Raw genomic sequence first — 19,121 nt, forward strand, 5'->3', positions numbered from 1 at the left:
CAGGAGGCGCGACCATGACTCACTCCATGAGGATCCGCAAGGGCGACCGGGTGCGCGTCATCACCGGCAAGGACAAGGGCAAGGAAGGCAAGGTGCTCTCGTCCGACCCGGAGAAGAAGCGCCTCGTCGTCGAGAACGTGAACATGATCAAGAAGCACGCGAGGCCGACCCAGCGCAACCCGCAGGGCGGGATCATCGAGCGCGAGGGCACCATCCACGTCTCCGACGTGATGCTCGTCTGCCCCAGCTGCTCGGAGCCCTCGCGCGTGGGCGTGCTGCGCGAGGACGGCGCGCGCATCCGGACATGCAAGGAGTGCGGGACCCGGATCGACAAGTAGGGCCGAGCCGGCCCGAGGAGTCACGCCGGGTCGGACATCCGGCGTGCGAGAGAGAGACGTGGAGGACCCGACGTGGCCCCTAGGCTCAAAGAGAAGTACCGTGACGAGATCGTCCCCCGGCTCAAGGAGGAGCTCGCCCTCGCCAACGTCAACGAAGTGCCGCGACTCGTGAAGATCGTGGTGAACGTGGGCGTCGGCCAGGCCGTGCAGGATCCGAAGGTGCTGGAGGCGGCGGTCGAGGACGTCTCGACCATCGCCGGGCAGAGGCCGGTCGTCACCCGGGCGAAGAAGTCGATCGCCGGGTTCAAGCTCCGCCAGGGGATGCCCATCGGCGTCAAGGTGACGCTGAGGGGCGACCGCATGTGGGAGTTCATGGACAGGCTGCTCGCCACCGCCCTGCCTCGCATACGTGACTTCCGGGGTCTCAACCCCGACTCGTTCGACGGTCGCGGCAACTACTCGATGGGCGTGACCGAGCAGCTGATCTTCCCCGAGATCGACTACGACAAGGTGCAGGGCATCCGAGGCATGGACATCACGTTCGTCACCACCGCCGAGGACGACACGGCGAGCCGCGCGCTGCTGGACGCCCTCCAGTTCCCGTTCGCGAGGCAGCTCTAGGACGCTCGAGTCCTCGAAGGAGGTTGTAGGTGGCCAAGAAGTCGATGATCGCCAAGGCGAAGCGCCAGCCGAAGTACTCGACGCGTGCGGTCAACCGGTGTATGCGCTGCGGCCGGCCGCGCGCGGTCTACCGCCGGTTCGCCCTCTGCCGCATCTGCGTTCGCGAGCTCGCGCACCGCGGCGAGATGCCCGGCGTCCGCAAGGCGAGCTGGTAGGCCGCACGGGCGGCCCAAGATGACGGCAGGCGCCGGTGCTACGGGCGCGGGCGAACCGCCGTCGGAAGTGTCCCGGCGAGGACCATAGGAGGAACCACAGATGAGCATGACCGACCCCATCGCCGACATGCTGACCCGCGTGCGCAACGCGAACTCGGCCTTCAAGACGACGGCCAGCATACCCTCCTCGCGCAAGCTGGTGGAGATCGCGCGCATCCTGAAGGAGGAGGGCTACATCGTCGACTACCGGGTGGTTGCCGGCGAGCCCCAGGCCACGCTCGAGATCACGCTGAAGTACGGGCCGAAGAAGGAGCGCACCATAACCGGCGTGCGCCGCATCAGCAGGCCCGGCCTTCGTGTGTACGCCAAGAAGGACGAGCTGCCGCGCGTGCTCGGAGGCCTGGGCACGGCGGTCATCTCGACCTCGAGCGGCGTCATGACCGACAAGCAGGCCCGCGTCGCCGGTGTCGGCGGCGAGGTCATCGCCTACATCTGGTGACGGACGGACTGAGAAAGGAGCGAAAGCCGTGTCCCGTATCGGCAAGCAGCCCATCCCGGTCCCGTCCGGGGTCGAGGTGAGCATCGACGGCTCGGAGGTGACGGTCACGGGTCCCAAGGGGACGCTCGCCCGAAGCTTCGATCCCTCCATGCGCATCGACCAGGAAGAGGGCTCGGTGCTCGTCACGCGTCCCAGCGATTCGCGCGAGCACAGGTCGCTGCACGGCCTGACGCGCACGCTGATCAGCAACATGGTCGTGGGCGTCTCCGACGGCTTCTCCCGCAACCTCGAGATCGTCGGCGTGGGGTACCGCGCCGTCCTCAAGGGCCGCGACCTCGAGATGAGCCTCGGCTTCAGCCACCCCGTCGTGAAGAGGGCCGAGGAGGGCATCACGTTCGAGGTGCCCGCGCCGAACCGCGTGACGGTCCGCGGCATCGACAAGCAGCGGGTCGGCCAGATCGCCGCGGAGATCCGAAAGGTCCGGCCGCCGGAGCCCTACAAGGGCAAGGGCGTCCGCTACGAGGGCGAGCACGTTCGCCGCAAGCTCGGCAAGACCGCCAAGTAGCGACATCGGGCGCGCGGAGCGCGCATGGCACCTGAGGGAGTGATCGGACGGCATGGACAGGCTGAAGGCGAAGAGGGAGCAGCTCTCCCGGCGCCGCCGAAGGGTCCGCGGCAAGGCGCACGGTACCGCGGGACGCCCCCGGCTGCGCGTCACCCGGACCAGCGAGCACATCTACGCGCAGCTCATCGATGACGTGACGGGCAGGACGATAGCGGCGTCGTCGACGATCGACCCGGACGTGCGGATAGCGGCGGGCAAGGGCTCCCCCGTGGAGGCCGCCAAGCTCGTCGGCGAATCGGTCGGGAGGCGCGCCGCGGAGGCGGGCATCACCGAGGTCGTGTTCGACCGCGGCGGTCGCCTGTACCATGGACGTGTCAAGGCACTTGCGGACGGTGCGCGCAGCGCCGGGCTCGAGTTCTAGGAGGATGACGCATGGCGCGTAACGCGGCCCCAGTGCCGGAACTCCAGGAGAAGGTCGTATACATCAATCGGGTCGCCAAGGTGGTCAAGGGCGGCCGGCGCTTCTCGCTCACCGCCCTGGTGGTCGTGGGCGACGGTGCGGGCAAGGTGGGCGTCGGGATGGGCAAGTCCGCCGAGGTGCCCATCGCGATCAAGAAGGGCATCGAGGACGCCAAGAAGAACATGTTCCAGGTGCCGCTGTCCCGCTCCACGATCCCGCACGCGGTGACGGGCGTCTTCGGCGCCGGTCGCGTGCTGCTCAAGCCCGCCGCTCCCGGTACCGGCGTGATCGCCGGCGGCCCCGTGCGGGCGCTGCTGGAGCTGGCCGGCGTGCGCGACGTGCTGTCGAAGTCGCTCGGGAGCGACAACGCCCTGAACATGGTGAAGGCGGCCGCCGAAGGGCTGAAGTCGCTCTCCAGCCCCGCCGAGGTGGCGCGGCGCCGGGGCAAGACCGTGCGCGAGCTGTACGGGTTGGAGGGCTGACGTGACCGCCAAGGCCAAGAGAACCAAGACCATACGCATAACGCAGGTCCGCAGCTCGATCGGCTCCCCCGCGGACCAGAAGGCGACGATCCGGGCGCTGGGCCTCAAGCGGCTGCGGCACACGGTCGAGCGGCCGGACACGCCCGCCGTGCGCGGGATGGTCTTCAAGGTGAAGCACCTCGTCGAGGTCGACGAGGGGTAGGGCGCTGCGGCGCCCGACGACAGTCAGCCGGCGGCGAGCGGCCGGCGCCGGGAGACACCCCGGCCGGATGCGAACCGATAGGAGAGAGCCATGCAACTGAACGACCTCTTCCCCGCCCCCGGATCGAGGAAGGACCGCAAGCGCGTCGGGCGCGGGCACGGCAGCGGCCGCGGCGGTCGTTCCGGAAGGGGCGACAAGGGGCAGCTCTCTCGTTCCGGGGGCGGGAAGGGCCCCGGCTTCGAGGGGGGGCAGAACCCGCTGCACATGCGCCTCCCCAAGCTGCCGGGCTTCAAGAACCGCTTCCGCAAGGAGTACGTCGTGGTCAACGTCTCACGGCTCGAGGAGCTCTTCGAGAGCGGTGCCGTCGTGGACATCGACTCCCTGTTCGCCTCAGGCGTCACCAAGAGCAAGACGGTGCCGGTCAAGGTCCTCGGCGACGGGGAGCTCACGAAGGCGCTGACCGTCCGCGTGGACAAGGTCTCCGGCGCCGCTCGGGAGAAGATCGAGGCAGCCGGAGGGACGGTCGAGGCTTGAGATGCTGACCGCACTGGCGAATGCGTTCAAGATCCCCGACCTTCGGCGGAAGATCCTCTTCACGCTGATGATCCTGGGCCTGTACCGGGTGGGTGCGCACGTTCCCGCGCCCGGCATCGACATCGAGAAGGTCCAGGCGGCCGTGCAGGAGAGCGCCGCGCTCGGCCTTCTGAACCTCTTCTCCGGCGGCGCGCTCGAGAACGTCGCGGTCTTCGCGCTGGGCATCATGCCCTACATCACGTCGTCGATCATCATGCAGTTGCTGCAGGGCGTCATACCGAAGCTCGAGCAGTGGGCCAAGGAGGGTGAGACCGGGCAGCGCAAGATCACCCAGTTGACCCGGTACATGACGCTCGGCATAGGCCTGATGCAGTCCATCGCGCTGATCGCGTTCTTCCGCGACGCGCTGCGCTTCACGCCCGCCGACGGCGCCGCCTACACGGTGACGTTCGCGGTCATCATCATCACGATGCTGGCCGGCGTCGCGCTCATCATGTGGATGGGCGAGCTGATAACCCAGCGCGGGATCGGCAACGGGATGTCGCTGATCATCTTCGCGAGCATCGTCGCGCGGTTCCCTTCGGCCATCATCGGCTCGCTCCAGATCGCCAGCCCGCTGCTCGTGCTGCTGCTCGTCCCGGTCTTCCTGTTCATCGTGGTCTCGATCGTCACGATGGAGCGCGGACAGCGCCGCATCCCGGTGCAGTACGCGAAGCGCGTCGTGGGCCGGCGCGTCTACGGCGGGACGGGGACGTACATCCCTCTGAAGGTCAACGGCGCGAACGTGATCCCGATCATCTTCGCCTCGGCGATCCTGTTCTTCCCGGCGCAGATCGCACAGATGACCGGCGTCGCCGCCCTCGAGCGCGTCGCTACGTCGTTGACGGCGGGCTGGCCGTACTTCGTGTTCCAGGCGGCGCTCATCATCTTCTTCACGTACTTCTACACGGCGCTCGTGTTCAACCCCATCGACCTTGCCGACAACCTGCGCAAGAACGGCGGTTTCATCCCCGGCGTCCGTCCCGGCAAGGCCACCGTCACCTACATCGAGAACGTCATCAACAGGATCACCCTGCCGGGCGCGATCTTCCTGGCGGCCATCGCGGTCGCACCGACGCTGCTCTTCCGGCTCACCAACGTCCCGGGGCTCCAGGAGTTCGGCGGCACCTCGATCCTGATCATGGTGGGCGTCTCGCTCGAGACGATGAGGCAGCTCGAGAGCCAGCTGCAGATGCGACACTACGAGGGCTTCTTCAAGTAGGCCAGCCGAGGGGCGTACCGGGCCACCCGGTCCGCCCGACAGGGAGGATCGGATGGACATCGTCCTGCTCGGGGCGCCCGGCGCCGGAAAGGGCACGCAGGCGGAGCGCCTGGTGGGGACCTTCGGGCTGGCGCACGTGTCGACCGGGGACATCCTCCGCGCAGCCGTGGCGGACGCCACACCGTTGGGCTCGGCGGCCAAGGAGTACATGGACAAGGGCGAGCTCGTGCCCGACGACGTGGTGATCGGCCTGGTGAGGGACCGGCTGTCCCGGCCCGATGCGGACAGGGGGTTCATCCTCGACGGCTTCCCGAGGACGGTCGCCCAGGCCGAGGCGCTCGACACTGCGCTCGCCGAGATGGGCAGGGCGATCGACGCGGTGGTCAACATCCATGTGGACCCGGCGATCATCGTCGACCGCCTGACCTCGCGCCGGACCTGCAGGGGCTGCGGACGGATCTTCAGTGTGAAGAGCCTCGGCGACGATCGCGTCTGCGAGGCCTGTGGGGGCGAGATCCACCAGCGTGACGACGACACCGAGGCGACCGTGAGGAACCGGCTCGACGTCTACCGGCGCTCCACTGAGCCGCTGATCGAGTACTACCGGCGGAAGGACCTTCTCCGTGAGGTCGACGGCGACCGGCCGGTCGACGCGGTCTTCTCCGACGTGCGCTCGGTCGTCGAGGGGCGCTAGCGGCGAGGTGATCATCCGGAAGTCCGCATCCGAGATCGAGTCGATGCGCCGGGCCGGCTGCGTGTCGGCCCGGGCCCTCCGGCTCGTCGGCGAAGCGGTGCGGCCGGGTGTCACCACCGGCGAGCTGGACCGGATCGCCGAGACGGCGATCCTCGAGGACGGGGGGACGCCCGCCTTCAAGGGCTACCACGGCTTCCCCGCCTCGATCTGCGCGTCTCCGAACGAGCAGGTCGTCCACGGGATCCCGAGCCCGAGGCGTCTCGTCGAGGGGGACATCCTGTCGGTGGACGTAGGGGCGATCGTGGACGGCTACTACGGCGACAACGCCATGACCTTCGCCGTCGGCCCGGTCGACGCCAAGGCACGGGCGCTGATGGATGGGACGCGAAGGGCGCTCGAGGCCGGGATATCCAAGTGCGTGCCCGGTATGCGGCTCTTCGACATCTCGCACGCCGTGCAGACCGTGGCCGAGGGCGCGGGCTTCTCCGTGGTGCGCGAGTACGTCGGGCACGGGATCGGCAGGCAGATGCACGAGGAGCCGCAGATCCCGAACTTCGGGCCGGCGGGCAAGGGCCCGGTCATCAAGGAAGGGATGGTCTTCGCGATAGAGCCGATGGTCAACGCGGGCGGAGCGGCGGTCAGGCAGCTGGAGGACGGATGGACGGTGGTCACCTCCGACGGCGAGCTGTCCGCGCACTTCGAGCACACCGTCGCGGTGACCGATGCGGGGCCGCTGGTGCTCACCCTGGAATAGCCCGTGTGTGGACGTCGCGGCGCGTGGTGGATATACTACTCATTTGTGACTCTAGCCAGCGGGAGTGTCGGCCTTTGAGCAAGCGCGAAGATGCCATAGAGATGGAGGGCGTGGTCGTCGAGCCCCTCCCCAACGCGATGTTCCGCGTGGAGCTCGACAACGGTCATCGTGTGCTGGCCCACATCTCCGGTAAGATGCGCATGCACTACATCAGGATCCTCCCGGGCGACCGCGTCGTCGTAGAGCTGTCGCCGTATGACCTGTCCCGAGGCCGGATCACGTACCGCTTCAAGTAGGGGCGCGGTGGACACGCCCGGCGGCGTGTCAACACCTTCGGGCACGAAAGACGACGCCTGCGGCTGGGCGTGGAGATAGATAGACAGCGGAAGGATTGCAGGAAAGATGAAAGTTCGACCCTCGGTCAAGAGAATCTGCGAGAAATGCAAGGTCGTCCGCCGCCACGGACGGGTCCTCGTGATCTGTGAGAATCCGCGTCACAAGCAGCGGCAGGGCTAGGCAGGGAGGAGAAGCGTCTTGGCGCGCATCGCAGGCGTCGACCTCCCTCGCGAGAAGCGGGTGGAGATCGGCCTCACGTACATCTTCGGCGTAGGCCTCACGACGAGCCAGACGGTCCTTCGGGAGACGGGGATCGACCCGGACACCCGGGTCCGCAACCTCACCGAGGAAGAGGTCGTCCGGCTCCGTGAGCACATCGACCGCAGCGTCAAGGTGGAGGGAGACCTCCGCCGTGAGGTGAGCCAGAACATCAAGCGTCTGATGGAGATCGGTTGCTATCGCGGTCTCCGGCACCGCCGTGGTCTGCCCGTGCGCGGTCAGCGCACGCATACCAACGCCCGGACCCGTAAGGGTCCGAGACGGCAGATCGGCGCGAAGAAGAAGGGCAAGTAGCCATGGCCGCTAAGAAGAAGGGCGCGAAGACCCGTCTGCGCCGCAGCGAGCGCAAGAACATCGCGGTGGGCCAGGCGCACATCAAGAGCACGTTCAACAACACGATAATCACGATCACCGACCCCGGCGGCAACGTGATCTCCTGGCAGTCCGCGGGCACCGTCGGCTTCAAGGGCTCCCGGAAGTCGACGCCCTTCGCCGCACAGATGGCGGCCGAGGCGTGCGCGAAGATGGCCCAGGAGCACGGCGTGCGAAAGGTCGCGGTGTTCGTGAAGGGCCCCGGTTCCGGTCGCGAGACCGCCATCAGGTCGCTGCAGGCCGCCGGGCTCGAGATCACGAGCATCCAGGACCGGACGCCGGTCCCCCACAACGGGTGCCGGCCGCGCAAGCGCCGCCGGGTGTAGTCACGCAGGGAGGAAGAATCGAATGGCACGATACACCGGGGCGGACTGCAGGCTGTGCCGCCGCGAAGGCATCAAGCTGTTCCTCAAGGGCGACCGCTGTTACGGCGACAAGTGCGGCGTCGAGCGCCGGCCCTATCCGCCGGGTCAAGCCGGCCGCAGGCGCCCGAGGGACTCGGAGTACCGCGTGCAGCTTCGCGAGAAGCAGCGGGCCAAGCGCATGTACGGGCTGCTGGAGAAGCAGTTCCGCAGCTACTACGAACTGGCCAACCGCCAGGCGGGCATCACCGGCGAGAACCTGCTGAGGCTGCTGGAGAGCCGTTTGGACAACGTCGTGTACCGCCTCGGCTTCGCCGCCTCGCGCGACGAGGCCCGTCAGACGGTGCGCCACGGGCACATCAACGTCAACGGGCGGCGGGTCGACATCCCGTCGTACCGCGTGCGCCCGGGCGACAGCGTCGCCGTGGAGGAGAAGGCGAAGGACTTCTCCGTGGTGAAGGCCGCCGTCATCTCCTCGGCGAAGGTGGAGGTGCCCGGGTGGCTGGAGGTCGATGTCGAGAAGCTCTCCGGCAAAGTGCTGTCCCTGCCCACGCGCGAGCAGATCGACGCTCCGGTGCGCGAACAGCTCATCGTCGAGCTCTACTCGAAGTGATCGTCCGACAGCCAAGGAGGCTTCCTAGATGACGGAGTTCATGAGGCCCCAGGTGACGGTCGAAGGGGTGGACGACCGCACTTCCCGCTACATCGTCGAGCCGCTGGAGCGCGGCTTCGGCTACACGCTGGGCAACTGCATGCGCCGGGTGCTGCTCTCCTCGCTGCAGGGGTCGGCCGCGACGTCGATGCGGCTCGAAGGCGTGCAGCACGAGTTCTCGACGATCGACGGGGTGCGCGAGGACGTCACCGACATAGCGCTGAACGTGAAGGCGCTCGTGTTCAGGGAGACCGGCATCGGCATCCCGGATGCGGTGGCCACGCTCTCGGCGACGGGGCCGGGCGTGGTGACCGCATCCGACCTGCGGGTCCCGGCCGAGTTCGACCTCGTCAACCCCGAACAGCCGATCGCCACGCTGAACGACGGCGCCAAGCTCGAGATGAGCGTGCGCATCGGGGTCGGCCGCGGGTACGTTTCGGCGGACCGGAACAAGCGTCCCGAGGACCCGCTGGGCGTCATCCCGGTGGACTCGCTGTTCAGCCCGGTGACGCGGTGCGCCTACACGGTGGAGAACACGCGCGTGGGCCAGCGCACCGACTACGACAAGCTCACCGTGGAGGTGGAGACGAACGGCTCGATCGAGCCGGCAGACGCCGTCGCCCAGGCCGCCCGCGTGATCGACGAGCACATGAACCTCTTCGTCGAGCAAGCCGTCAGCGCGCTGCCCGAGGAGGGCATCTTCTCGGCGGTCCTGGAAGAGGGCGACACGCTGATGGAGACGCCGATCGAGGAGCTGGACCTCTCGGTGCGCAGCTACAACTGCCTGAAGCGGCAGGGTGTGAACACGATCGGCCAGCTCACGGAGTGCTCCGAGGCGGATCTGCTCAACATCCGCAACTTCGGCGCGAAGTCCATCGAGGAAGTGAAGGACAAGCTGCAGCAGATGGGCCTCGGCCTGAAGCAGTGACGGGAGACGGATCCTTAAGATGAGACACCTCAAGAGCGGACGGAAGCTGGGCACGGACGCCAGTCACACCAAGGCGATCCTGCGCGGGCTCACGATCGCACTGTTGACCAGCGAGCGCATCAAGACCACGGAGCCCCGCGCCAAGGAGGTGCGCTCGATGGTGGAGCGCGTCATCACGTGGGGGAGGCGCGGCGACGTCCACTCGCGGCGCCTGATCATCGCCGAGCTCGGCGGCGACCCGACCGTCGAGCCGCCCTCCGGCGAGCCCGTGGAGCTCTCGCACCGCGTGATCGCCCAGCTCGCGCCACGCTTCGAGGGGCGTGAAGGCGGATACACCCGCATCCTCAAGCTCGGCCCCCGTAAGGGCGACGCAGCCCCCGTGGTCATCCTGGAGCTGGTGGACTGAGGCGGTCCTTGACCGCCAGGCGTGACGGAGGGAGGGCCTCACCGCGGGTGGGGCCCTCCGCGCGCATGAGGCGACACCGCAGCCGAGGAGCCAAGCGATGATCCGCGTCTCGGACGTCTCGTTCAGCTACGACACGCCGGAGGGGCCGCGAACGGCCCTTCGCGGGGTCTCCCTCGCCCTTCACCCGGGCCGTCACGTGGCGGTACTCGGCGCCAACGGCTCGGGGAAGTCCACTCTCGCCAAGTTGCTGGACGGGCTGCTGCTCCCGGACCGGGGCAGCGTCACCGTCGACGGCATGGACACGCGCGAGCCGGGTACGGCATGGGACGTGAGGGCGCGTGTCGGGATCGTGTTCCAGGACCCGGACAACCAGATCGTCGGGACGGTCGTGGAGGAGGACGTGGCCTTCGCGCCCGAGAACCTCGGGCTCCCGCGTGAGGAGATCCGACGGCGCGTGGACGAGGCGCTGGAGGCCGTCGGACTGGCCGAGGTGCGCTCGCGCGAGCCCCACCTGCTCTCCGAAGGGCAGAAGCAGCGGCTCGCCATCGCGGGCGTGCTCGCGATGCGCCCCGCCTACGTGGTCTTCGACGAGCCGGCGGCGATGCTCGACCCGCGCGGCCGCGAGGACGTTTCCGAGCTGATGGAGCGGCTGCGGGCCGACGGGCACGGGATCCTTCACGTGACGCACGACCTGTCGTACGTGCCGGCCGCGGACGAGACACTCGTCCTGGCGGGAGGACGGGCGGTCTTCGCCGGCCCGCCCGCGGAGCTGCTCGCGAGCCCCGAGGTGCTCACCTCCGCCGGCCTCGCGCTGCCGCCGATCGGCCGACTCGCCGAGGGCCTGCGGCGGCGCGGGGTGCCCGTGCCGGCCGTGGCGCTGGACGCCGAGAGCGTGGTGGCCTCGCTGTGGCGCTGACCGCCACACGCCTCGGCCACGTCTACGGAGCCGGCACCGGGTTCGCCAGCCGCGGCGTCGCCGGGGTGGACCTGAGCGTGGAGCGCGGCACACTCGCGCTCGTGCTCGGACCGACGGGCTCGGGGAAGTCGACCCTGCTGAGGATGCTCGCCGGTCTGTTGACCCCCACGGAGGGCCGGGCCGCCGCCGACGGCGTCCCGCTCACCGGGAAGGACCATGCCCCGCACGGCACGGTGGGGCTGGTCTTCCAGGACCCCGAGTCCCAACTGTTCGCCGAGACCGTCGCTGCCGACGTTGCGTTCGGGCCGGCGAACCTGGGTATGAGCGGCGAGGCCGCCGCCGCCGCGGCCGAACACGCGCTGGCCCGCGTCGGTCTCGACCCCGCCGATTTCGGGTCGCGTTCGCCCTTCGCGCTCTCCGGCGGGGAGGCGCGCCGCGTGGCGGTCGCCGGCGTGCTCGCGATGTCCCCGGCATACCTGCTCCTGGACGAGCCGACGGCGGGCCTGGACGCCGGAGGGCGGCGCGCCGTCGGTTCCGCCGTCGCTGCAGCCAAGGAGGGTGCGGGTGTCGTCGTGGTCGCGCACGACGCCGAGGAGTTCCTCGGCATGGCGGATCACGTGCTCGTGCTCGCGGACGGCCGGCCGGCGTTCGCGGGCACGGTCGGCGCCCTCGTGGAGGACCCGTCGCCACTGGTCCGTGCGGGGCTGGCCGTCCCCGAGGTGCTGCGGGCGCAGCTGCTCGCCGAGGAGCGCGGACTGCGCCTGGCGGGACGGACGATGCGTCCCGAGGCGGCCGCCGAGCGCCTGGCGGACGCAGGGGGGTGGCGGGGATGAGGATCACCGCGCCGTTCGGCCAGTACGTGCCTGTCGCGTCCCCCGTGCACGCGCTCGAGCCTCGAGCGAAGATGGCGCTGGCGGCGGCCTACACGGTCCTGCTCTTCACCGTGGAGGGTTTCGCCGGCCTCGCGTTCGCCGCGGTGCTCGGCGCCGCGGCCCTGGCGGCGTCGCGCGTACCTGCCCGGCTCGCGCTGCGCGGGGTGCGCACGGTCTCGATCCTGCTCGCGTTCACCGTGGCCGCCCACTCGCTGCGCTGGGAGCCGGCGACCGTGGCCCTGCTGCGCGTAGGCTCCCTCGGGATCGACGGCGAGGGGCTGGCCACGGGCCTCTTCCTCGCGTTGCGGATCGTGCTCCTGGTCGTGGCGACCTCCCTGCTGACGCTCACCACCACGCCTGTCGAGCTCACCGACGCGCTCGAGAAGCTGATGCGCCCGCTGCGCGCCGTCGGCGTGCCCGTGGGCGACGTGGCCATGATGCTCTCAATAGCCCTGCGCTTCATCCCCACGACGGCCGAGGAGGCGGAGAAGGTGATCGTCGCGCAGACCGCGCGAGGCGCGCGGCTGGGCGAAGGAGGGCCCCTGAGGCGGGCCCGCGCCTACGTGCCGGTGCTCGTGCCGCTCTTCGTGGGTCTGTTCCGGCGAGCCGACGAGCTGGCCACCGCGATGGAGGCGCGGTGCTATCGTGGCGGCGAGGGGCGCACGCGCTTGCGCGAGAGGCGCATGTGCCCCTCCGACTGGGCCGTGCTGGCCGCGGGGGTGACGCTGATGGTCGCGGGGAGTGTCGCGCTGTGAGCACGGGCCTCGTCGGCAGCGCCTCCTCCGACGCTGGGGTGTCGGTGGCGCTGCGCGTAGCCTACGACGGCGCCTCCTTCGCGGGGTTCGCCCGCCAGCGCGGGCTCGAGACGGTCCAGGGGCGCCTGGAGGACGCGCTGCGCACCGCGATGCGTCGCGACGTGCCGACCGTGGGCGCCGGCCGCACCGACGCCGGTGTGCACGCGCTCGGCCAGGTCGTGAGCTTCGCCGCGGGAGCCGGGGAGATCGACCCGCCCGAGCTGCTGCGCTCCCTGAACGCCCTCGCCGGGCCGCGCATCGTCGTGACGGACGTGCGGCTCACTCCGCCGGGCTTCGACGCCCGGCACTGGGCGACCTCGCGGGAGTACCGGTACCGTCTGGTGCCCGGCTCGGTGCCGCCACTGTTCCTCGCCCGGTTCGCATGGTGGGTCCGGGCCCTGGACGTGCGCGCGATGCGCGAGGCGGCGGGACCGCTCGTGGGCGAGCACGACTTCACGTCGTTCTGCAGGGCGGACGGCGTCGAGGGGCGGCGCGTCGTCCGCACCCTGGGCGCCCTGGACGTCGAGCCGGACTCCGAGATGGGGGAGCACTGCCTGGTGGTGCGCGCCCGCGCTCGGTCGTTCATGCGCTCGATGGTGCGTATCCTCGTCGGCACGCTCGTCGAGGTCGGTACGGGCAGGCGGGCCCCCGAGTGGGCCGCTGAGGCACTGGCCGCGCGCGACCGCGCAGCCGCCGGGCCGACCGCGCCCCCGCACGGCCTGACCCTATGGAGCGTCGAGTACCCGGAGGGCGTGTGGCTGTAGGCAGGGTGGGAGGCCGACCTGCGGTGGGATGGATACGCCCGGCAGCGTTGACTAGGGCGGAGGCCGTGGATATAGTACAAGGGTTCGCTCGGAGCCCCGTGAAGGCCAGGATGCGGACGCGTAAGGCGGAGCGCGCGAGCGCACGTTTGGAGGACGAGTTGAAGACCTACCATGCCAAGCCCGGCGAGGTCGAGCGCGAGTGGCTCGTGGTCGACGCGACCGACGTGGTCCTCGGCCGGCTTGCCAGCGAGGTGGCGCAGATCCTGAAGGGCAAGCGCAAGCCGACCTACACGCCGCACGTGGACACCGGTGACTTCGTCATCGTCGTCAACGCGTCGAAGGTCCGGCTCACAGGCAACAAGCTCGAGAGCAAGAAGCTCTACCGCCACTCCGGCTACATCGGCGGCCTCAAGGAGGTGCCGGTCTCCCGGCTCCTGGCGACCAGGCCCGAGCGCGTCATCGAGCACGCCGTCAAGGGCATGCTGCCGAAGAACACCCTGGGCCGGCAGATGGCCAGGAAGCTCAAGGTCTACGCGGGTCCCGACCACCCGCACGAGGCGCAGAAGCCGCGTCCGATCACCCTGGAGGGTTAGCGCATGGCAGAGAGCAAGGCCGTCTACTACGGCACCGGACGCCGCAAGACCGCCGTGGCCCGCGTCCGTCTCACCCCCGGTTCCGGCGTCGTCACCGTCAACGGCAGACCCTTCTCGGAGTACTTCGGCCGGGCGCACGTGCAGACGTTCGTGGAGCAGCCCTTCAAGGTGACCGAGACGGCCGGGCACTTCGACGTGGTCGCCAAGATCCACGGGAGCGGCCCGTCCTCCCAGGCCGGCGCGCTTCGTCACGGCATCGCCCGCGCCCTGTTGGAGGCCGGAGAGGACTATCGCGCCGAGCTGAAGCGCGCGGGCCTGCTGCGCCGCGACCCGCGGATGGTCGAGCGGAAGAAGTACGGCCTGAAGAAGGCCCGCAAGCGCCCGCAGTTCTCCAAGCGCTAGGAGCGGCGGGAGCGACCGCAAGGACCCGAGACCGAGGCCCGTCGCGCGGCGGGCCTCTTCCTTACCGTCTCGGAACGGAGGAGCCCTCGCTCGTCGCAGGGTAAGGAAGACTGGTACGTTTCCTCCGTCAGGGGAAGAGCGCACAGGAGGAGCGATCCAATGTCAGGACTCTTCGGGACCGACGGCGTCCGGGGCATCGCGAACGCGGACCTCTCCCCGGAGCTGGCCTTCAGGCTCGGAGAGGCGGCCGGACACTTCCTGGGCGAGTACGGGCGCGGCCGCATCGTCGTCGGGAAGGACACGCGGCGCTCCGGCGACATGCTGGAAGCGGCGCTCGTCGCCGGGATCTGCTCGGGGGGCGCGCAGGCGCTGCTGTGCGGCGTGATCCCCACCCCCGGCGTGGCCTACGTCACGCGCACCCTGGAAGCCGACGGGGGCGTCGTCATCTCGGCCTCCCACAACCCCGCCGAGTACAACGGCATCAAGTTCTTCAGCCGCGAAGGTTTCAAGCTCCCGGACGAGCTGGAGGACGAGATCGGCGAGTTCGTGGTGAGGGACCGCGACTGGGAGAGGCCCACCGGTGCCGGCCTCGGCTCCTGCGAGCACCTCGCCCAGGCCGTGGAGCTCTACGTCTCGCACGGGTGCGCCTCGCTCCAAGCCGACCTCGCCGGATTGAGGGTGGCCGTGGACTGCGGCCACGGGGCGTCCTCGGTCAGTACGCCCGAGGCCTTCCGTCGCCTCGGCGCCGAGGTGACGGCGCTGAACTGCGACTGGGACGGCACGGACATCAACCGCGCCTCGGGCTCCACGCACATCCGAGCGCTCGCCGAACTCGTCCGCGAGGACGGCTTCGACCTCGGCATCGCCCACGACGGCGACGCTGACCGGCTGATCGCGGTGGACGAGCGCGGCGAAGAGGTCGACGGCGATCTCGTCATGGCGATCTGCGCGAAGGACCTCAAGGAGCGCGGCCGCCTGGCGCGAGACACAGTGGTGGCCACCGTGATGAGCAACATGGGGCTCGAGGTCGCTCTTCGGAGTATGGGCGTGACTCTGGTCAAGACGCGCGTCGGCGACCGGTACGTGCTCGACGGCATGCGCGCCTCCGGGGCCGTGCTGGGCGGGGAGCAGTCGGGGCACGTGATCTTCATGGAGCACAACACGACAGGGGACGGGCTCGTCACCGCGCTGCAGCTCGCCTCGGTCATGCGCGCCAGCGGCGCGGCGCTGTCCGAACTCGCGCGGGTCATGACGCGGTTCCCGCAGGTCCTCGAGAACGTGATCGTCGCGGACAAAGGACGGCTCGGTGCCTCCGCCGCCGTGGCCGAGGCGGTGCGCGCCGCCGAGGAGCGCCTCGGCGATGACGGGCGCGTCCTGGTACGGGCCTCGGGGACGGAGCCCGTGGTACGGGTCATGGCGGAGGCGGCCGACGGGGAGGCGGCGCGGGAGGCCGTCGAGGAGATCGCGGCGGTCGTCCGCGAGGAGCTCGGCTAGGGCCGGTGCCGGCGGCCGGGGCGCCGCCGGGGGTGGCCTGCTAGACTCTAGGCGACCGGACTGCCGCGGCGGCGGCGAGAGGAGGCAGCGAACGAGGCGGACGGATCGCCGAGACGGGACGAAGACGTGAAGCGCCAGGACTGGGAGACGGACGACTCCGCCCCAGTCGACGAGGAGAGGACCGATCGAAGGATTCGGCGGATGGTCCTCCGGCCCCGAGCCGGGGTCGTGACGGTGCCGACAAATCCGGGGGGCGACCCCCGGGACAAAGCGGCGCCGGACCGGCTCGTCGCGGCAGACGTCCCGAGCCGCAGCAGCGGCGCACCGCGCCGCCTCTCGTCATGAACGCTGCGACCTTTGCTCAGGAGGTCTGCGATGTGTGGGATAGTCGGCTACGTCGGCCCGCGTGAGGCGGCCGGCGTGCTCCTCTCGGGCCTGACGAGGCTCGAGTACCGCGGTTACGACTCCGCCGGCATAGCCGTGGTGGAGGACTCGTCGCTGTGGGTGACGCGGCGGGTGGGCAGGCTCGCGAACCTGAAGGCCGCGCTCGACGGCCGTTCGCCCCACGGCACGCTCGGCGTCGGCCACACGCGATGGGCCACGCACGGACGGCCCAACGAGGAGAACGCGCATCCACACGTGGACTGTTCGGGCCGGATAGCAGTGGTCCACAACGGCATCATCGAGAACTTCCTCGAGTTGCGCGCGGAACTCGAGCGCCAGGGCCACGCCCTGCGCTCCGAGACGGACACCGAGACGGTGGCGCACCTGGTGGAGGGCTACTACGACGGCGACCTGGCCGAGGCGCTGCGCCGTGCGATCGGGCGGCTGGAGGGCTCGTACGCGCTCGCCGTCGTGCACCTCGACCGCCCCGGGGAGCTCGTGGCGGCGCGAAACGACTCCCCGCTGATCATCGGGCTGGACGAGGGCGAGAACATCGTGGCCAGCGACATACCCGCCGTGCTCGAGTACACGCGCGAGGTGCTGGTGCTGGCCGACGGGCACGTGGCCGAGGTCACCAGCGAGGGGGTGCGCGTCACCGACGGGGCGGGGGGCGAGGTGGCCCCGGAGGTCATGCACGTGGAGTGGGACCTCGCCGCCGCCGAGAAGGGCGGCTACGAGGACTTCATGCTGAAGGAGATACACGAGCAGCCCCGCGCGGTGCGCGAGACGCTGCTGGGGCGGATGGCCGAGGACGGGACCGTTCGTCTCGACGAGCTGCAGATGACCGACGAGCAGATCGCGGGGATCGCCCGCGTCTTCATGATCGCGTGCGGGACCTCCTACCATGCCGCGGTCGTGGCCAAGAGCCTGATCGAGGCGTGGGCGCGCGTACCGGTGGAGGTCGCCGTCTCCAGCGAGTTCCGCTACAGCGACCCGATCATCGGCGACGACACCCTCGTCGTGGCGATAACGCAGTCCGGTGAGACGGCCGACACGCTGGCCGGCGTGCGCGAGGCACGCGACCGCGGCGCGAAGATGCTCGCGATCACCAACGTCGTCGGCAGCCGGGTGACCCGGGAGTCCGACGGGTGCATCTACACCCACGCCGGCCCCGAGATCGGCGTTGCGGCGACCAAGACGTTCACCGCTCAGATCGCGGCGCTGTACGTGCTCGCGCTGAAGCTCGCTCAGACCAGGGACGCGCTGCCCGCCTCCGTCATCGACGGGCATTGGAGGGACCTGCAGGCCGTGCCCGGTATGCTCGAGACCATCCTCTCCGACACCTCGGCGATCCAGCGCTGCGCGGCCGCCTACACCGACGGCTGCTCCTCGCTCTTCCTCGGCCGCGGCATCGGGGTACCGATCGCGATGGAGGGCGCCCTGAAGCTGAAGGAGATCAGTTATATCCACGCGGAGGCCTACCCCGCGGGTGAGATGAAGCACGGGCCCATCGCGCTCATCAGCGACGACGTGTCGGTCGTGGTGGTGGCGACCCAGGGACACACCTACGAGAAGGTGGTCAGCAACATACAGGAGGTGCGCGCGCGAGGAGCGTCGGTGATCGCCGTGGCGAGCGAGGGCGACGAGGAGATCCGCCGACACGCCGAGCACGTGCTCTTCGTCCCTCGCACCTCCGAGGAGATGTCGGCCATCCCGGCGGTCGTGCCGCTGCAGCTGCTCGCGTACCACATCGCGAAGCTGCGAGGCTGCGACGTCGATCAGCCGCGCAACCTGGCCAAGTCGGTGACGGTGGAGTGAGCGCGTGATCTCGGGCCTGGGCGTGGACATCGTCGAGATAGCGCGGATGCGCGAGGCACTGGAGCGGCGCCCGCGCCTGCGCGAACGCCTCTTCTCCGCCGAGGAGCGCGCCTACTGCGACTCCCGCACGCGCCCCGAGGTCCACTACGCCATGCGCTTCGCTGCCAAGGAGGCGGTCCTCAAGGCGCTGGGCACGGGTTTCTCGGGCATGCGCTTCACTGACGTAGAGGTGGTGCGCGACGACCGCGGGCGCCCCGCCCCGCGGCTCTCCGGGCGCGCCGCCGAGGTCGCCGAGGAGCTCCGCGTCCTCGAGATGCACCTGTCGCTCTCGTTCACGCATAGCAACGCGGTCGCCTCGGCGGTAGCGTTGACCGAGGCTCACCGTGTGGCGCCCGAGGATGGCCCCGAGGACCCGCTTGCGGCGCTGGCGTCCTCCTTCAGGGAGGCCCGAGCGATGCTCGATGAGGTCGGCTCCCCGGCCGCCGACGAAGCCTCGGAGGGTGCGGGCGGCGGGACGGCCGCCGGATGACGGCCCGCCCGAGAGAGGGGTGACGGTGCGATACGCGCTGTCTGCCGAACGGATGCGTCGAGCCGAGGAGCGTGCGGTCGCCGAGAGCGGTGCCTCCCTGGCGGAGCTGATGGAGCGCGCCGGTGCGGCCGTGGCGCGACATGCGGAGTCCATGGCGGGGCGAGGCCGTGTCGTCGTGCTCGCGGGAACAGGCAACAACGGCGGCGACGGTTGGGTGGCCGCCGACGCCCTGCGGGCCGAGGGCCGTGACGTGGCCGTCATCGCGCCCGGAGGGCTGCCCTTGCGCTCCCCGGCCGCCGACGCCGCCTCGCGCGCTCTGTCTCGGGGTGTGGCCTGGCGCGAGGGCTTGGACGGGGCCGAGGGGATCCTGGCGGACGCGTCGCTCGTCGTCGACGCGCTGTTCGGCTTCGGTTTCCGCGGCGGCGCCCGGGAGCCCTTCGCCTCGGCGATCCGGGCAGCCGGCGCCTCAGGCAGGCCCGTCCTCGCCGTGGACGTGCCGTCCGGGGTAGACAGCGACACGGGAGCGGCCGACGGCCCGGCCATCGCTGCCGTGCGGACGCTGACCTTCTCCACTCTCAAGCCCGGGCTGCTCCTG

29 protein-coding genes are annotated in these 19,121 nt (G+C 70.0%); all 29 read left to right on the forward strand.

Annotated features, from left to right (window positions below):
- Positions 1-26 precede the first annotated feature (26 nt).
- Positions 27-338 (forward strand): 50S ribosomal protein L24, encoded by a 312-nt coding sequence (locus tag IBX62_06885; protein MBE0476800.1) that lies wholly within the window; start codon positions 27-29, stop codon positions 336-338.
- A gap of 72 nt (positions 339-410) precedes the next feature.
- On the forward strand, positions 411-959 hold the full coding sequence (rplE, locus tag IBX62_06890) for a 50S ribosomal protein L5 (GenBank protein ID MBE0476801.1): 549 nt from the start codon (positions 411-413) through the stop codon (positions 957-959).
- A 29-nt stretch (positions 960-988) separates the two neighbouring features.
- On the forward strand, positions 989-1,174 hold the full coding sequence (locus IBX62_06895; GenBank protein MBE0476802.1) for a type Z 30S ribosomal protein S14: 186 nt from the start codon (positions 989-991) through the stop codon (positions 1,172-1,174).
- Between the two features lie 100 nt (positions 1,175-1,274).
- Positions 1,275-1,673, forward strand: a complete 399-nt coding sequence (rpsH, locus tag IBX62_06900; GenBank protein ID MBE0476803.1) for a 30S ribosomal protein S8 — start codon at positions 1,275-1,277, stop codon at positions 1,671-1,673.
- 28 nt (positions 1,674-1,701) lie between these two features.
- Positions 1,702-2,238, forward strand: a complete 537-nt coding sequence (gene rplF / locus IBX62_06905; GenBank protein ID MBE0476804.1) for a 50S ribosomal protein L6 — start codon at positions 1,702-1,704, stop codon at positions 2,236-2,238.
- Between the two features lie 52 nt (positions 2,239-2,290).
- On the forward strand, positions 2,291-2,659 hold the full coding sequence (locus IBX62_06910) for a 50S ribosomal protein L18 (protein ID MBE0476805.1): 369 nt from the start codon (positions 2,291-2,293) through the stop codon (positions 2,657-2,659).
- 11 nt (positions 2,660-2,670) lie between these two features.
- Positions 2,671-3,180 (forward strand): 30S ribosomal protein S5, encoded by a 510-nt coding sequence (rpsE, locus tag IBX62_06915; GenBank protein ID MBE0476806.1) that lies wholly within the window; start codon positions 2,671-2,673, stop codon positions 3,178-3,180.
- A 1-nt stretch (position 3,181) separates the two neighbouring features.
- Positions 3,182-3,382, forward strand: a complete 201-nt coding sequence (gene rpmD / locus IBX62_06920) for a 50S ribosomal protein L30 (protein ID MBE0476807.1) — start codon at positions 3,182-3,184, stop codon at positions 3,380-3,382.
- Between the two features lie 90 nt (positions 3,383-3,472).
- Positions 3,473-3,916 (forward strand): 50S ribosomal protein L15, encoded by a 444-nt coding sequence (gene rplO, locus IBX62_06925; GenBank protein ID MBE0476808.1) that lies wholly within the window; start codon positions 3,473-3,475, stop codon positions 3,914-3,916.
- Between the two features lies 1 nt (position 3,917).
- Positions 3,918-5,177 carry a preprotein translocase subunit SecY gene (gene secY / locus IBX62_06930; GenBank protein ID MBE0476809.1) on the forward strand — a complete coding sequence of 420 codons (1,260 nt, stop codon included), beginning with the start codon at positions 3,918-3,920 and terminating at the stop codon, positions 5,175-5,177.
- 52 nt (positions 5,178-5,229) lie between these two features.
- Complete coding sequence (locus tag IBX62_06935; protein MBE0476810.1) at positions 5,230-5,871, forward strand: adenylate kinase; 642 nt, start codon at positions 5,230-5,232, stop codon at positions 5,869-5,871.
- A 7-nt stretch (positions 5,872-5,878) separates the two neighbouring features.
- Complete coding sequence (map, locus tag IBX62_06940; GenBank protein MBE0476811.1) at positions 5,879-6,625, forward strand: type I methionyl aminopeptidase; 747 nt, start codon at positions 5,879-5,881, stop codon at positions 6,623-6,625.
- Positions 6,626-6,699: 74 nt separating this feature from the next.
- On the forward strand, positions 6,700-6,921 hold the full coding sequence (gene infA / locus IBX62_06945) for a translation initiation factor IF-1 (GenBank protein ID MBE0476812.1): 222 nt from the start codon (positions 6,700-6,702) through the stop codon (positions 6,919-6,921).
- A 106-nt stretch (positions 6,922-7,027) separates the two neighbouring features.
- Positions 7,028-7,141, forward strand: a complete 114-nt coding sequence (gene rpmJ / locus IBX62_06950) for a 50S ribosomal protein L36 (GenBank protein MBE0476813.1) — start codon at positions 7,028-7,030, stop codon at positions 7,139-7,141.
- Between the two features lie 18 nt (positions 7,142-7,159).
- Positions 7,160-7,534 carry a 30S ribosomal protein S13 gene (gene rpsM, locus IBX62_06955; GenBank protein ID MBE0476814.1) on the forward strand — a complete coding sequence of 125 codons (375 nt, stop codon included), beginning with the start codon at positions 7,160-7,162 and terminating at the stop codon, positions 7,532-7,534.
- 2 nt (positions 7,535-7,536) lie between these two features.
- A complete protein-coding gene (gene rpsK, locus IBX62_06960) occupies positions 7,537-7,938 on the forward strand; it encodes a 30S ribosomal protein S11 (GenBank protein ID MBE0476815.1) in 402 nt (133 codons plus the stop codon).
- 22 nt (positions 7,939-7,960) lie between these two features.
- Entirely contained in the window at positions 7,961-8,587 is a 627-nt protein-coding gene (rpsD, locus tag IBX62_06965) for a 30S ribosomal protein S4 (GenBank protein MBE0476816.1), read from the forward strand.
- 28 nt (positions 8,588-8,615) lie between these two features.
- Entirely contained in the window at positions 8,616-9,554 is a 939-nt protein-coding gene (locus IBX62_06970) for a DNA-directed RNA polymerase subunit alpha (GenBank protein ID MBE0476817.1), read from the forward strand.
- 19 nt (positions 9,555-9,573) lie between these two features.
- On the forward strand, positions 9,574-9,960 hold the full coding sequence (gene rplQ, locus IBX62_06975; protein ID MBE0476818.1) for a 50S ribosomal protein L17: 387 nt from the start codon (positions 9,574-9,576) through the stop codon (positions 9,958-9,960).
- Positions 9,961-10,057: 97 nt separating this feature from the next.
- Complete coding sequence (locus IBX62_06980) at positions 10,058-10,876, forward strand: energy-coupling factor transporter ATPase (GenBank protein ID MBE0476819.1); 819 nt, start codon at positions 10,058-10,060, stop codon at positions 10,874-10,876.
- Positions 10,867-11,709: an ATP-binding cassette domain-containing protein gene (locus IBX62_06985; protein ID MBE0476820.1), complete on the forward strand. Its 843-nt coding sequence runs from the start codon at positions 10,867-10,869 to the stop codon at positions 11,707-11,709. The genes IBX62_06980 and IBX62_06985 overlap by 10 nt, the downstream gene beginning before the upstream one ends.
- Positions 11,706-12,503: an energy-coupling factor transporter transmembrane protein EcfT gene (locus IBX62_06990; protein ID MBE0476821.1), complete on the forward strand. Its 798-nt coding sequence runs from the start codon at positions 11,706-11,708 to the stop codon at positions 12,501-12,503. The genes IBX62_06985 and IBX62_06990 overlap by 4 nt, the downstream gene beginning before the upstream one ends.
- Before the next feature lie 38 nt (positions 12,504-12,541).
- Positions 12,542-13,306 (forward strand): tRNA pseudouridine(38-40) synthase TruA, encoded by a 765-nt coding sequence (truA, locus tag IBX62_06995; protein ID MBE0476822.1) that lies wholly within the window; start codon positions 12,542-12,544, stop codon positions 13,304-13,306.
- Positions 13,307-13,464: 158 nt separating this feature from the next.
- The gene (rplM, locus tag IBX62_07000) at positions 13,465-13,899 is read left to right on the forward strand and encodes a 50S ribosomal protein L13 (GenBank protein ID MBE0476823.1); all 435 of its coding nucleotides are present in this window, start codon (positions 13,465-13,467) and stop codon (positions 13,897-13,899) included.
- 3 nt (positions 13,900-13,902) lie between these two features.
- A complete protein-coding gene (rpsI, locus tag IBX62_07005) occupies positions 13,903-14,301 on the forward strand; it encodes a 30S ribosomal protein S9 (protein ID MBE0476824.1) in 399 nt (132 codons plus the stop codon).
- A gap of 159 nt (positions 14,302-14,460) precedes the next feature.
- Positions 14,461-15,795, forward strand: coding sequence for a phosphoglucosamine mutase (locus IBX62_07010; GenBank protein MBE0476825.1), 1,335 nt, complete (start codon positions 14,461-14,463; stop codon positions 15,793-15,795).
- 375 nt (positions 15,796-16,170) lie between these two features.
- Entirely contained in the window at positions 16,171-17,997 is a 1,827-nt protein-coding gene (gene glmS, locus IBX62_07015; protein MBE0476826.1) for a glutamine--fructose-6-phosphate transaminase (isomerizing), read from the forward strand.
- A 4-nt stretch (positions 17,998-18,001) separates the two neighbouring features.
- A complete protein-coding gene (locus IBX62_07020; protein ID MBE0476827.1) occupies positions 18,002-18,526 on the forward strand; it encodes a holo-ACP synthase in 525 nt (174 codons plus the stop codon).
- A 19-nt stretch (positions 18,527-18,545) separates the two neighbouring features.
- On the forward strand, positions 18,546-19,121 hold a 576-nt coding region (locus IBX62_07025; GenBank protein ID MBE0476828.1), incomplete at its 3' end, for an NAD(P)H-hydrate epimerase.

The sequence above is a fragment of the Coriobacteriia bacterium genome, from assembly GCA_014859305.1.
Lineage (GTDB): Bacteria > Actinomycetota > Coriobacteriia > Anaerosomatales > Kmv31 > Kmv31.